The organism is Haemophilus sp. HMSC61B11 (assembly GCF_001838615.1).
GTDB lineage: Bacteria > Pseudomonadota > Gammaproteobacteria > Enterobacterales > Pasteurellaceae > Haemophilus_D > Haemophilus_D parainfluenzae_AD.
In genome coordinates this window covers 275,394-288,143 of the sequence record NZ_KV837971.1, presented here as the reverse complement: position 1 = coordinate 288,143, position 12,750 = coordinate 275,394, and the positions used below count along the sequence as shown (strand labels likewise).

13 protein-coding genes and 1 pseudogene are annotated in these 12,750 nt (G+C 40.1%); 11 read left to right on the top strand and 3 right to left on the bottom strand.

Going from position 1 to position 12,750, the window contains the following annotated elements; genetic code table 11:
- Together HMPREF3263_RS10950 and HMPREF3263_RS05580 are read right to left on the bottom strand one after the other, a co-directional pair.
- Window positions 1–151: pseudogene (locus tag HMPREF3263_RS10950) on the bottom strand (TonB-dependent receptor); the annotation flags it as partial.
- Window positions 120–635, bottom strand: coding sequence for a hypothetical protein (locus tag HMPREF3263_RS05580; RefSeq protein ID WP_005698773.1), 516 nt, complete (start codon window positions 633–635; stop codon window positions 120–122). The pseudogene HMPREF3263_RS10950 and the gene HMPREF3263_RS05580, both read right to left, overlap by 32 nt.
- A 146-nt stretch (window positions 636–781) precedes the next feature.
- On the opposite strand from HMPREF3263_RS05580, the gene HMPREF3263_RS05575 reads away from it, so the two are divergent.
- The 9 genes from HMPREF3263_RS05575 to rpsO all read left to right on the top strand — a co-directional run bounded on the left by HMPREF3263_RS05575 (window position 782) and on the right by rpsO (window position 8,410).
- A complete protein-coding gene (locus HMPREF3263_RS05575; protein WP_005698806.1) occupies window positions 782–1,780 on the top strand; it encodes an iron ABC transporter substrate-binding protein in 999 nt (332 codons plus the stop codon).
- Between the two features lie 2 nt (window positions 1,781–1,782).
- Entirely contained in the window at window positions 1,783–2,796 is a 1,014-nt protein-coding gene (locus tag HMPREF3263_RS05570; protein ID WP_005698821.1) for a FecCD family ABC transporter permease, read from the top strand.
- Window positions 2,793–3,542 (top strand): ABC transporter ATP-binding protein, encoded by a 750-nt coding sequence (locus HMPREF3263_RS05565; protein WP_005698774.1) that lies wholly within the window; start codon window positions 2,793–2,795, stop codon window positions 3,540–3,542. The genes HMPREF3263_RS05570 and HMPREF3263_RS05565 overlap by 4 nt, the downstream gene beginning before the upstream one ends.
- Before the next feature lie 9 nt (window positions 3,543–3,551).
- Entirely contained in the window at window positions 3,552–4,397 is an 846-nt protein-coding gene (modD, locus tag HMPREF3263_RS05560) for a ModD protein (RefSeq protein WP_005698780.1), read from the top strand.
- Window positions 4,398–4,486: 89 nt separating this feature from the next.
- A complete protein-coding gene (locus HMPREF3263_RS05555; protein WP_005698766.1) occupies window positions 4,487–5,527 on the top strand; it encodes an ABC transporter substrate-binding protein in 1,041 nt (346 codons plus the stop codon).
- Window positions 5,517–6,530, top strand: coding sequence for a FecCD family ABC transporter permease (locus HMPREF3263_RS05550; protein WP_032804131.1), 1,014 nt, complete (start codon window positions 5,517–5,519; stop codon window positions 6,528–6,530). Before HMPREF3263_RS05555 ends, HMPREF3263_RS05550 begins: the two co-directional genes overlap by 11 nt.
- A complete protein-coding gene (locus HMPREF3263_RS05545) occupies window positions 6,523–7,299 on the top strand; it encodes an ABC transporter ATP-binding protein (RefSeq protein ID WP_005698810.1) in 777 nt (258 codons plus the stop codon). The genes HMPREF3263_RS05550 and HMPREF3263_RS05545 overlap by 8 nt, the downstream gene beginning before the upstream one ends.
- Entirely contained in the window at window positions 7,292–8,008 is a 717-nt protein-coding gene (locus HMPREF3263_RS05540; RefSeq protein WP_005695783.1) for a substrate-binding domain-containing protein, read from the top strand. The genes HMPREF3263_RS05545 and HMPREF3263_RS05540 overlap by 8 nt, the downstream gene beginning before the upstream one ends.
- Window positions 8,009–8,140: 132 nt before the next feature.
- Window positions 8,141–8,410 carry a 30S ribosomal protein S15 gene (rpsO, locus tag HMPREF3263_RS05535; RefSeq protein WP_005628925.1) on the top strand — a complete coding sequence of 90 codons (270 nt, stop codon included), beginning with the start codon at window positions 8,141–8,143 and terminating at the stop codon, window positions 8,408–8,410.
- Window positions 8,411–8,522: 112 nt separating this feature from the next.
- Here rpsO and prlC read toward each other — a convergent pair whose 3' ends face one another.
- On the bottom strand, window positions 8,523–10,562 hold the full coding sequence (gene prlC / locus HMPREF3263_RS05530) for an oligopeptidase A (RefSeq protein WP_005698782.1): 2,040 nt from the start codon (window positions 10,560–10,562) through the stop codon (window positions 8,523–8,525).
- A 206-nt stretch (window positions 10,563–10,768) separates the two neighbouring features.
- Between prlC and HMPREF3263_RS05525 the strand changes: the two genes are divergently transcribed.
- Both HMPREF3263_RS05525 and HMPREF3263_RS05520 read left to right on the top strand, forming a co-directional pair.
- Window positions 10,769–11,140, top strand: coding sequence for a YbaN family protein (locus HMPREF3263_RS05525; protein WP_032804133.1), 372 nt, complete (start codon window positions 10,769–10,771; stop codon window positions 11,138–11,140).
- The gene (locus HMPREF3263_RS05520) at window positions 11,133–12,695 is read left to right on the top strand and encodes a peptide ABC transporter substrate-binding protein (RefSeq protein WP_065243152.1); all 1,563 of its coding nucleotides are present in this window, start codon (window positions 11,133–11,135) and stop codon (window positions 12,693–12,695) included. The genes HMPREF3263_RS05525 and HMPREF3263_RS05520 overlap by 8 nt, the downstream gene beginning before the upstream one ends.
- Window positions 12,696–12,750: the final 55 nt, after the last annotated feature.

Below are 12,750 nucleotides of genomic sequence, written 5' to 3'. Positions count from 1 at the left end.
TTTTTTGTAATTCAGCCTGGTCAATACGAGCGGTGCTGAGATCACTTGATTTTTCACCGATGACTTCAATTTGGCCAAGGGTAAATACATTTTCGGCATAAGCAGGCAAGCAAGCCAAACTAATGGCGATGCAAAGCAGTTTCTTTTCCATTGGAACATCCTTTTAGGTTAGGGTTGAAGCGTAACTTCAATGCAATGGTGATCGCGGCGAAAATTTTTTCATCATTATGAGGGAAATTTTCTCGCAAAGTGCGGTTAGCATCGCTGAAGTTTATTTTTCCGTTAGCTAATTCGGTGAATAAAATCGAAGGGGGGAGCTGAAGTTGCTCCGCAATTTGCAGAATTGAAAAGTGCTCAAATGTCATAATCAAACGATCTAGATTGCAATAGGTGGGATAGCGATTATGTGTCACTAAATCGGTAAATTGTTGCACAATTTTGACCGCTTTATTTTTTCGATTGAAGAAGTGTAAAGCCACGCCCAAAATAAGCAGTAACGCCGAACCTAAATGCCACTGAAAGATGCCCTGAATAGGCCACTGAAAATAGATCCCTAAGCCGCTGAACAAGATGCCTACCAATCCTGCAATGAGCATACAAAGCAAGCAAAACTTATAAATCACATCCCATTTCATTTTTTTCACCTTTAGCTATGAATAATAAATGTTATATAATAAAAAACATAACGATGACATTCTAACAAAATTTATCCAATATGTTAAAAAATATATAGCGTTAAAATTAAGTTGTATAATTTGAACGGCTAAAAGAGGGAGAAAACATGAAAAAATGGATAGGTATTGCACTTGCGCTTTGTGTATCCACCAGTGCATTTGCAGCAGAAGAAATCGCTTATTTGGCGGGGAAATTACCTCCGCCAGCTAAAATTGAAAAAGTACTAAGTGCGGGTAATCCAGCTGATGTGTTGCTACTTTCAAGTGCACCCAATAAGTTGCTTGGATTGGCGGGATTTAATATGGAAAAACGTGGGAAACTGTTTCCTGCAGCACAACAATCTCTACCAACTTTAGGGAAAATAGCCGGAAAAGGCAGCACGCTCTCACCAGAGAAAATTGTGGCATTGCAACCGAATTTAATTATTGATGTAGGCAATGTCACCCCAAACTATATCGATCAAGCAAAACGTACCTTTGAACAAACAGGCGTGCCTTATTTGCTGCTAGACGGTAAACTCAGTGAAACCCCCACTACTTTGCGTTATTTAGGGAAAGTGTTAGGCGTAGAAAATCTTACAGAACCTCAAGCGAAGTATGCCGAAGAAACCCTTAAACAAGCGGTCGAAAATGCCTCTAAATTGACCAAAACCTTCTATTTGGCTCGTAGTGCAGATGGTTTACAAACAGGACAAAAAGGCTCTATTCATACGGAAGCTATTGAAATGGTCGGTTTAAAAAATATGGTGGAAGGCGATCATAAAGGGCTTACGCAAGTTTCGATGGAGCAGCTTTTATTATGGAATCCTGATGTGATTTTCAGCCAATATCCTGAGTTTTTGCAAACCTTAAAAGAGAATCCACAATGGCAACAGTTAAGTGCGGTCAAAAATGGACACGTTTTTTTAATCCCGAATAATCCATTTGGTTGGTTAGATTCGCCACCTAGTGTGAACCGTTTGCTTGGGGTGCGTTGGGTCTCGCATTTAGTTAGCGGTAAACCTATGACTGAATTTACAAAAGACGTGCAAAAGTTTTATCACGTGTTCTATCAGATTGAATTAACGCCAGAACAAGCGACTCAATTGCTACATGATGTGAAATAGTTATGCCGTATTTTGTTCAACGTAATCCCAAACTCTTTTTCACTTCGTTAGTGATTTTATTAGTCGGCACCATTTTGCTTTCGTTGAATGTGGGGCGATTTCCGATTTCTCCCCTTCAACTGGGACAAGCGATTCGCTGTGTATTTGAAACGGAATGCCAAACGCCTTCTTCTGTTGAAACGGTGCTTTGGCATATTCGTACCCCGCGTATTTTTGTCGCCTGTTTAGTTGGTGCGGCATTAGCCGCCGCAGGTGCGACTTATCAAGGGATGTTTAAAAATCCGTTGGTTTCTCCTGATATCTTAGGGGTTTCAAGCGGTGCGGGGCTTGGTGCATCATTGGCGATTTTCTACAATTTACCGATGTTTTACGTGCAGCTTTTTGCCTTTAGCGGCGGTATCTTGGCAGTGTTATGTGTTTCGATGGTTGCATCAAGAAGCCGTAATCAAGATCCTATTTTGGTCTTAGTGCTTTTGGGGATTGCTATCGGTTCATTACTTGGCGCGGGCATTTCAGTGTTAAAAATTTTAGCCGATCCTTTCACCCAATTACCTTCGATTACCTTTTGGTTATTAGGCAGTTTCACGGCTGTTGGCGTAAAAGAATTAAGTCAACTTACCCCTATTTTAATACTCGGTATTCTGCCGCTTTTCTTATTGCGTTGGCGCTTAAATCTGCTCGCTTTAGAAGAAGATGAAGCGAAAAGCCTCGGTATTCCTATCCAACGCACACGCTATATTTTGATCATTTTCACCACACTTTGCACAGCAAGTGCGGTCTCTATTACGGGGATTATTGGCTGGGTTGGTTTGCTTGTGCCCCATATCGCGCGATTATTAGTAGGTGCCAATTTCATTTTATTGCTGCCAACATCGTTGTTACTTGGTGCGAGTTTTTTACTTCTCACAGATACACTCGCCCGTACTGTTGCAAGTATTGAACTCCCAATAGGAATTTTAACCTCTGCTTGTGGTGCACCGTTTTTCCTCTATTTATTGTTGAGAGGGCGAAAATGAATTTAATTGAAACTCAACAATTGACGATTGGTTATGGCAATAAGCCTTTGCTAGATAAGATCAATTTTGCACTGAAACCTCAGCAAATTTGCTGTTTACTTGGCGCCAATGGGGCGGGGAAAAGTACTTTCTTAAAAACCTTACTAGGTTTGCAACCTGCACTTAATGGGCAAATTCTCTTTCAAAATCGACCGATTGCCTCATATTCTGCCGCTGAATTAGCACGCGAAATTGCCTATGTGCCTCAAGCACACGCGCAACTTTTTCCTTTTCTGGTGCAAGATATGGTGTTGATGGGGCGTTCTGCATATCTAAAATGGTATCAAACTCCAAAAGCGGAAGATAAAGATCTTGCTATCGCGGCTTTAGCGGAATTACAAATAACCCACCTTGCTAAACGTTATTACCATGAACTCAGTGGGGGCGAAAAACAACTCGTGCTCATCGCTCGAGCCATTGCACAACAGGCGAAATTGTTGATTATGGACGAACCAACAGCAAGTCTTGATTTTGGTAACCAAATTCGGGTGTTGGAAAAAATTAAGCAATTACAGCATCAAAACATCGCTTTGCTGATTACGACTCACAATCCTCAACAAGCGGTCTATTTAGCCGAAAATATAGCGATGCTTGATCAAGAATTTGGTTTCCAACAAGGCGAAAAAAGTGAACTGATGACCTTTGAAAACCTCGCCAAAATTTACCGCACTTCAGTTCAGGAATTGCAAAAACATCTCAACATTTAAGGACAAACTATGATTTATTTCTCAGACAAAGAACTCGATGATTTTTTATTGGAAGATATTTATCGCGGTGACTTAACCACGCACGCATTAGGGCTAGAAAAAGTCCCAGCAAAAATTGAATTCAAACGTAAAAATGCCGGAATGGTAGCGGGGATTTCAGTGGCAGAACGATTACTGAAAAAATTAGGCATTACGCCTCAGGTTTATGTGAATGAAGGGGAAGCCGTTGAAGCCGGTGCTTTATTGCTAAGTGCGGTCGATTCTGCGGATAAATTACAGCAAGCATGGAAAGTGGTGCAGCTTATATTGGAATGGTCTTGTGGCGTGGCACAATACACGGCGGAGATGATTGCTAATGCCAAAGCCATTAACCCGAATGCGGTGGTGGCGTGTACCCGTAAAAGTATCCCGAATACCCGTAAACTGGCGACCAATGCAGTGCTGGCGGCTGGCGGACATATTCATCGTCAAGGCCTGAGTGAAACCTTACTGGTCTTCACTAATCATCGTAATTTATTGGCTGAACCGAATAACTGGACGCATATCGTGGAAACTTTAAAGCGTGAAGCACCAGAAAATAAGGTCACCCTTGAAGCAGACAATTTTGCACAATTTGAACAAATGATTAGTGCCTCTCCTGATATTATTCAGCTAGATAAATGGTCAGTTGAAGATGTGAAAGCGGCTTTAGATCTCATCAAAGCACAAGGCAGAAATATTACGCTTTCCGTCGCAGGTGGGGTGAATAAAAATAATGTGGCAAATTATGCCAAGTTAGGCATTAATTTATTTATTACCTCTGCACCTTATTATGCGGCACCAGAAGATATTAAAGTGGTGATTAGCAAAGCATAGTTGTTTAGTTTAGATCATCAATTGTTTTGTATATCTCGCTATATATTTTATTGTATAATTTAACTCCATTTTCATTTTAAGGATAACTTATGAAATTTAACCGCTTGTTTGTTGCTGCTTTGTTCGGCATTTTCTCTACATCGGCGTTGGCTGATCGTGTTGTAACTGACCAATTAGATCGTCAAGTGACCATTCCCGATTATATTCAGCGTGCTGTGGTATTACAGCATCAAACTCTCAATATCGCCGTGCAATTAGATGCCACCAAACAAATTGTTGGGGTATTATCAAATTGGAAAAAACAACTGGGGCAAAATTATGTGCGTTTAGCGCCAGAATTAGAAAAAATGGCCATGCCGGGCGATTTAAATTCAGTCAATATTGAAAGCTTGTTGGAATTAAAACCGGATGTGGTATTTGTTACCAACTATGCACCACCGGAAATGATTAAACAAATTGCGGATACCGGTATTCCAGTGATTGCTATTTCGCTACGAACTGGCAGTGATAAAGATAAACTTAATCCAACTTTGGCTGATGAAGATAAAGCTTATAACGAAGGCTTAACTCAAGGTATTGAGTTGATTGCTCAAGTGTTTGAAAAAGAACAACAAGGCAAAGAATTAGTTAAAGCCGCATTTGCGAATCGTAAAATGTTGGCGGAACGTTTGGGAGACATTCCTGCGGAGAAACGAGTGCGCACCTATATGGCTAACCCAGATTTAAATACCTATGGTTCGGGTAAATATACTGGTTTAATGTTGGAACATGCTGGTGCGTATAATGTCGCAGCGGCAACGGTGAAAGGTTTTAAACAGGTTTCCATGGAAAATGTGCTTGAGTGGAATCCAGCAGTGATTTTGGTGCAGGATCGTTATCCTAAAGTGGTATCACAAATTAAAGAAGATGTGGCTTGGGCTAATATTGATGCAGTGAAAAATAACCAAGTGTTTTTAATGCCGGAATATGCGAAAGCTTGGGGTTATCCGATGCCGGAAGCCTTAGCATTAGGCGAAGTTTGGTTAGCAAAATCGCTATATCCGCAAAAATTCCAAGATATCGATTTAGATAAAATGGTGAACGACTACTATTTAAAATTCTATCGTCAACCGTATAACAATGGTAAATAAACATTCCAAATTGATGGGCGTATTGCTCATTGTCTTGGTTGCGAGCGCCCTGATTTCGTTAGGAATCGGGCGTTATGCTTTATCCTTAGAGCAGATTTTGCAAATTTTAACGGCAAAATTGACCGCACTTCCTATTGACCCAATCCATCAGCAGGTTATTTTCCAAGTTCGTTTACCGCGTATTTTATCTGCTCTTTGTGTGGGGGCTGGATTAGCCTTAAGTGGCGCGGCATTGCAGGGTATTTTTCGTAATCCGTTGGTGGATCCGCATATTATTGGCGTGACCTCTGGTTCTGCATTTGGTGGCACACTAGCCATCTTTTTTAGTTTGAGTCTGTATGGCTTATTTGCCAGTACGATTTTTTTCGGTTTAAGTACGCTAGTGCTCGTTTTTTTATTTAGCGTAAAGTTTGGCCGAAGAAGTTTGCTGATGCTGATTTTAATCGGGATGATTTTGAGCGGGCTGTTTTCTGCATTAGTGAGCCTGTTGCAGTACGTTTCTGATACCGAAGAAAAATTACCAAGTATTGTGTTTTGGTTGATGGGCAGCTTCGCCACGGCTAATACGGAAAAATGGCTGTTTTTCTTCGTGCCTTTTGTGTGTTGTTCGACATTGTTGCTGAAACTGAGCTGGCGTTTAAATTTGCTTTCTTTAGAGGATAAAGAAGCGAAAGCATTAGGGGTAAAAGTTGGGCGATTACGCTGGTTGGTGATTGCCCTTAGCGGAACATTAGTCGCTTGCCAGGTGGCTATTAGCGGCAGTATCGGCTGGGTTGGCTTGATCATTCCACATATTAGTCGCATGTTGGTCGGTGCTAATCACCAACGTTTATTGCCTTGTACGATGCTAGTGGGGGCTATTTATATGCTGTGGGTGGACAATGCGGCTCGCGCGTTGACCGACAATGAAATTCCGATCAGCATTTTAACTGCGCTTATTGGCGCACCTTTATTTGGCATATTGGTTTATCGTTTAAAACGAAATGGAGCGATGCGTGACTGATTTGATTAAAGTAAATGATCTTGCATTTGCTTATGAAAAAAACAACCTGCTTTTTCAACATCTCAATTTTGCTTTACAGGCAGGAGAGATTCTCGCGATTTTAGGACAAAATGGTTGTGGCAAAAGTACCTTGTTAGATCTGTTACTTGGCATCCATCGCCCCTTACAAGGCAATATTCAGCTGAATGACTCGATAGGTTTTGTCCCGCAATTTTTCAGTGCACCTTTTGCCTATTCGGTATTGGATATTGTGTTAATGGGGCGTTCAAACCATATTGCCACCTTTAGTAAGCCTAAACCACAAGATATTGAAGTGGCGTTACAAGCGTTAGCTGATTTACAGTTGCAGCATTTAGCCGAGCAAGATTTTGCTTCACTTTCAGGTGGACAACGTCAGTTGATCTTGATTGCACGTGCCATTGCATCTGAATGCCGTTTAATGCTGTTGGATGAACCCACTTCAGCGCTTGATTTAGCCAACCAAGATGCGGTGTTATCACTTTTAAGACAATTAGCGAAAAAGCACGGCCTGGGAATTATTTTCACCACGCATCAACCTAATCATGCACAAGCGATTGCGAATAAAACGCTTTTGATCAATCGGAATTTTATTCGCTTTGGACAAACGGATGAGATATTAACTTCTGAAAATCTGACCGCACTTTTTCATTTACCGATGATCGTTGAACAATCGCAATATCAACAGCAACCGTTTAGCCATTTTGTGCCGGTTTATGAGGTTTTGTTAGAAGGAAAGAGAGATGAATAAACTCACTATTTATAGTGCGGGAAGCTTCCGATATGCCTTATTGGAGCTTACTCGTGCATTTAAGCAATGTCATGAAGTGGAAATTGAATGCATATTGGGGCCCGCTGGGTTGTTGAAAACGCGCATAATACAAGGAGCGTTAGCTGATCTTTTTATTAGTGCGAATTCAGAAAATGTATCGGCACTAGGGCGTCGAGTTTTTCAGCAGCAGGTGTTAACTTATAATCAACTTATGCTGACAACAAAGAATAAGCCAGAATTTCAGCGAGATACCCTTGAGCTACTTTTTGATGATCAATATCGATTAGCCACGTCAACGCCAGTTTGTGATCCTTGCGGTGATTATGCTTGGCAGCTTTTTGACCTTATTGAAAAAGATTATCCTGAACAAGGTAAAAGGTTAAAATCGAAGGCATTGAAATTGGTCGGAGGAACAGAAAATCAAGTTGTCATACCTCCAGGTGAAATGGCTTCACATTATCTCTTGAAAAACGATTATGCGGATATGATGTTGGGCTATGCGCATTATCAGACAAGATTAGAAAATTTGGGGATGCTTTGTCATGCATTGCCATCTGAATATGATATTTGCGCAGAGTATGTCCTTGCTATGCTGAATGATGCCGCATTGACGCAACGATTTTATCAATTTTTATTGAGCGAGCATGCGCAAGACATTATTCGTAAGAATGGATTTAAAAATGATTAAACATTTAAGAGGAACAGCGTAATAATTCCTTGCTTTTATTGGCTTCAATCGTTAAAATTCAGGCTCCTTGTCATCGCTGAGTTAGAGATCGGCGAATGATGTATTAATAACACTACCTTTTAGGAGTAAAAAATGTCTCTAAGTACTGAAAAAAAAGCAGCAATCGTTGCTGAATTTGGTCGCGATGCGAAAGATACTGGTTCTTCTGAAGTTCAAATCGCATTATTAACTGCACAAATCAACCACTTACAAGCTCACTTCGCTGAGCACAAAAAAGACCACCATGGTCGTCGTGGTTTATTACGTATGGTTTCTCGTCGTCGTAAACTTTTAGACTACTTAAAACGTACTGATCTTGCTTTATACCAAAGCACTATCGCTCGTTTAGGTTTACGTCGCTAATTTTTATTACGATAGTAAAAATAAAAGCCTTCGGATTACCGAGGGCTTTTTTATTTTCTGCATATTGGAAGATAAAAAAACGGTCAAAAATTTGACCGCTCTTTTTTAGTTATTAGTTCGCAATGCCTTTATGACGAAGCAATGCGTCTAATTGAGGTTCACGTCCACGGAAGCGTTTGAATAAGACCATTGGTTCTTCAGAGCCACCACGAGTGAGAATTTCATCCAAGAAAGATTTACCCGTAATTGGATTAAAAATCCCTTCTTCTTCAAAGCGAGAGAACGCATCTGCAGATAGCACTTCAGCCCATAAATAGCTGTAATAACCGGCCGCATAACCGCCTGCAAAGATATGGCTAAAGCTATGTGGTGTTCTTGCCCATTCAACACCTTTAATCACGGCAACTTTATCTTTCACCGCTTTTAAGGTATCAAGGACTTGATCAGCTTTACCCACTTCAAAAGTATGATGAAGGGTAAAATCAAACAAGCCAAATTCAAGCTGGCGTAACACAAACATCGCTGCTTGGTAGTTTTTTGCTTTGAGAAGTTGATTTAATTTTTCTTCTGGCAATGGTTCGTGCGTTTCAAAATGACCAGAAATAAAATCAAGCGCTTCTTTTTCCCAACACCAGTTTTCCATAAATTGACTTGGAAGTTCTACTGCATCCCAAGGTACACCATTGATACCCGCAACATCCGGCACATCAACTTTGGTGAGCATATGGTGAATGCCGTGACCAAACTCATGGAAGAGAGTTGTGACTTCATCATGGGTGAATAGTGCAGGTTTATCACCAATAGGCGCGTTGAAGTTACACGTTAAATAAGCAACTGGTTTTTGAATTGAACCGTCAGCATTACGTTTTCTACCGATACAATCATCCATCCATGCGCCGCCACGTTTATTTTCACGTGCATAAAGATCGAGATAGAAACTGCCACGTACTTCATCGGTTTCATCAATTAAATCAAAGAAACGCACATCTTTATGCCAAGTATCTACGCCAAAACGTTCAACTGCACGAATATTAAAAATACGTTTAATTAATTCAAATAAGCCCGAAATAACGCGATCTTCAGGGAAATAAGGACGAAGTTCTTCATCATTGATCGCATATAAATGTTGTTTTTGTTTTTCAGAGTAGAAACTGATATCCCAAGGGGCAAGTTCCGTTACGCCAAATTCTTTTTCACAATAAGCTTTAAGTTCTGCTAATTCTTTCTCACCTTGCGCTTTTGAACGATCTGCAAGGTTATTTAAGAAATCTAACACTTGTTGTGGATTTTCTGCCATTTTGGTCGCAAGTGAGCGTTCAGTATAGGTATTGAAACCTAGCAATTTCGCTAGTTCCACGCGTAACGTCATGATTTCTTCAATGATCGCCGTGTTATCCCATTTGCCTGCATTCGGACCTTGATCAGAAGCGCGAGTCGCATAAGCACGATACATTTCTTCGCGTAATGCTGCATTTTCACAATAGGTCATAATAGGTAAATAACTTGGAATTTCTAACGTAAAACGATAGCCTTTTAAGCCTTTACTTTCAGCAGATTGTTTTGCTGCAAGTAATGCAGATTCAGGAAGCCCCGCTAATTGGCTTTCATCTTCAATGACTTTTTCCCAACCCATGGTGGCATCGAGTACATTATTGCTAAATTGTGCACTTAATTCTGATAAACGAGTCACAATCTCGCCATAACGTTTTTGTTTTTCTTCAGATAAACCGATACCTGAAAGCTCAAAATCACGCAGTGCGTTTTCAATCGCTTTCTTTTGCGCCACTGAATAAGTGGCAAATTCAGGACTATTTTTTAAGGCTAAATAAGCATTGTATAAGCCTTTGTGTTGACCCACCCAAGTGCTGTATTCAGAGAGTAGTGGTAAGCAGGCTTGGTACGCATCACGTAATTCAGGGCTGTTTTTAACTGAATTTAAATGAGAGATTGGTGACCAAGCACGGCTTAGGCGTTCGCCAGCTTCAGAAAGCGGTTCAATAAAATTTTCCCAAGTAAAGTGCGGTTGTTTTAAAACTTGTTCAATGGCTTGACGATTTTCTTCGATGAGTTCTTGGATTGCCGGTTGAATATGTTCTGGTTTGATTTGAGAAAACGGAGGTAAGCCTTCAATATGAAGTAATGGATTAGACATAAATATTCCTTTTGCTAACTGTTTCTTTAGTAAATTGCGACAAATTCTATAATATCAAGGTTGAAAAATCTAAAAAATCAGTAATAATTGCGTATCACTTTTATTTAGGAATGATGATGAACGACGCGTTATTGTTTTCTGGCTTAATCACGTTTTCGGTTATAGTCGGTTTTGTTGCACTTAAATTCTTCCCCAAAAATCCTTTAATTAAAGCTATTTATATTGTACTTGGTTGTATTTCTTTGGTTTTAGGCGTGATTGGTATTTTTCTACCCATTCTTCCGACAACACCTTTTTTGTTGCTAACACTTTATTCTTTTGCGCAAGGTTCATCTCGCTTAGAACGTTGGTTTTTAGAGACAAAGCTTTATCAAAAGTATCTGAAGTCTTTTAATGAACGTCGTGCATTAACAAAAAAAGCAAAAATTTCTATTCTGACCTTTTCAACTACAATGCTTTTAATTGGCTTTTACTTTACCCCAAGTGTAGTGGGGCGAACGATCATTGCCATTTTAATTGCGGTAAAATATTGGTTCTTTTTCTTTTGGATTAAAACAGAAGACGTTGAAAATGGATAATGCTTTCCTTACTTGGCTTAAAAGTGCGGTCATTTTCGGTATTGTTTTTGGATTGAGTGGTTGTGATAAATTAAACAGTCCTAAATCTACAAACACGGCAGCAGAAGAGCAACCAACACAAAGTCAGTCTATCGAACAAGAAAATACATCAAAACCGAGTAGGACTTTACTGACTCGGGCGTTTACTCATACTCCTTCTTTTGAGCCTTGGTTTGTGCGTTATCCGGAACAAGAAAACTTATTGCGTGATTTATATGAAGGTTTAACCGCTTATGATTCGGAAGGGCGAATCGTGCCGGGTATCGCAGAAAGTTGGCAAACGAAAGATAACAAAACCTGGATCTTTACCTTGCGAGAAGGGCTTCGTTGGTCAAATGGCGATCCTTTAGTTGCTCAGGATGTCATGCTTTCTTGGCAAGCATTGTCTCAATCAAATAGTCCATTAAGATCTTATTTGGCTTATCTTAATCTAAAAAATGCGAAAGGCGTTTTAGAAAAAAATAAACCTTTTAAGAGCTTAGGCATTTATGCAGAAAATGACCGCACTTTACGTATTGAGCTTGATAAACCAACACCATATTTACCGGAAATGTTGGCGCATATTAGCCTCGTGCCACAATATAGCGATCCTGATTCTCCAGTGACAAACGGGGCTTATATGATCGAAAGTGAAAGTGTGAAAAGCATACACTTAACTAAAAATCCCTATTATTGGCAGAAAAATAATGTGGCTTTTGAGCGTGTAGAATATTTGCCTTTTATCGCCACTAAATTATCTGACTTTGATGTGGTAGTTGATGTACCAGAAGTGAACGCGGACCTTCAACATTTTCCGCAGCTTTGTGGATATTTTTATGAATTTAATCTGAAAGATCCTAAAGTTGCTAAGGCAGATGTGCGTAAGGCGATTGCTTCGTTGGTTTCGGTTACGAATATTGTGAATAATGAGATTCCAGCGGCAATTCCGAGTTCGTATTTTTTACCGAAAGCCATGTTAAATGGACAAGATTCAAGATGGGAGCCTGTTGTTGCCGAGCAGTTATTGGCTCAAAATAAAATTGATGAAAAACATCCGCTACATTTAAATGTGCTCTATGATGATGCCCCCTTGCATGTGAATATTGCGCAACGTTTAGTGGGGCAATTGACGCAGTCCGATATGTTGCGCGTGGATGCTCAACCAGTCAATTGGCAAACATTACAGACTAAGCGCCAAAAAGGGGATTTCCAAGTCATTCGTTCTGGCTGGTGCGCAGACTTTAATCATCCTATGGCATTCTTGGGTTTGTTCTATTCTAAAAGTCCCGATAATAAAAATGGCTATGCCAATGCGGAATATGACCAACTTTTTGAGCAAGCATTGAAAAGCTTAAATGAAAAAGAGCGGTCAGAAATTTACTTAAAATTAAGTGAGAAGATCCAACAGGAAAACCTTGCTTTACCGCTTTTCCAATACACCACGCCAGTTTATCTTTCTCCAACTATTATGGGGGCGAAGAAAAATCCAGTGGGCGTCATTTACAGTAAGGATCTATGGCGAAAAGTTGAAAGCTAAAGCTGATTAAGAAAGTTGTTCATGATTTGGTGAACAACTTTTTTATTAAATTTTA

What these genes read in the sequence shown, in the direction of transcription:
- HMPREF3263_RS05580 (WP_005698773.1), bottom strand. Translation starts at nt 635, where the DNA reads ATGAAATGGGATGTGATTTATAAGTTTTGCTTGCTTTGTATGCTCATT.
- HMPREF3263_RS05575 (WP_005698806.1), top strand. Translation starts at nt 782, where the DNA reads ATGAAAAAATGGATAGGTATTGCACTTGCGCTTTGTGTATCCACCAGT.
- HMPREF3263_RS05570 (WP_005698821.1), top strand. Translation starts at nt 1,783, where the DNA reads ATGCCGTATTTTGTTCAACGTAATCCCAAACTCTTTTTCACTTCGTTA.
- HMPREF3263_RS05565 (WP_005698774.1), top strand. Translation starts at nt 2,793, where the DNA reads ATGAATTTAATTGAAACTCAACAATTGACGATTGGTTATGGCAATAAG.
- modD (WP_005698780.1), top strand. Translation starts at nt 3,552, where the DNA reads ATGATTTATTTCTCAGACAAAGAACTCGATGATTTTTTATTGGAAGAT.
- HMPREF3263_RS05555 (WP_005698766.1), top strand. Translation starts at nt 4,487, where the DNA reads ATGAAATTTAACCGCTTGTTTGTTGCTGCTTTGTTCGGCATTTTCTCT.
- HMPREF3263_RS05550 (WP_032804131.1), top strand. Translation starts at nt 5,517, where the DNA reads ATGGTAAATAAACATTCCAAATTGATGGGCGTATTGCTCATTGTCTTG.
- HMPREF3263_RS05540 (WP_005695783.1), top strand. Translation starts at nt 7,292, where the DNA reads ATGAATAAACTCACTATTTATAGTGCGGGAAGCTTCCGATATGCCTTA.
- rpsO (WP_005628925.1), top strand. Translation starts at nt 8,141, where the DNA reads ATGTCTCTAAGTACTGAAAAAAAAGCAGCAATCGTTGCTGAATTTGGT.
- prlC (WP_005698782.1), bottom strand. Translation starts at nt 10,562, where the DNA reads ATGTCTAATCCATTACTTCATATTGAAGGCTTACCTCCGTTTTCTCAA.
- HMPREF3263_RS05520 (WP_065243152.1), top strand. Translation starts at nt 11,133, where the DNA reads ATGGATAATGCTTTCCTTACTTGGCTTAAAAGTGCGGTCATTTTCGGT.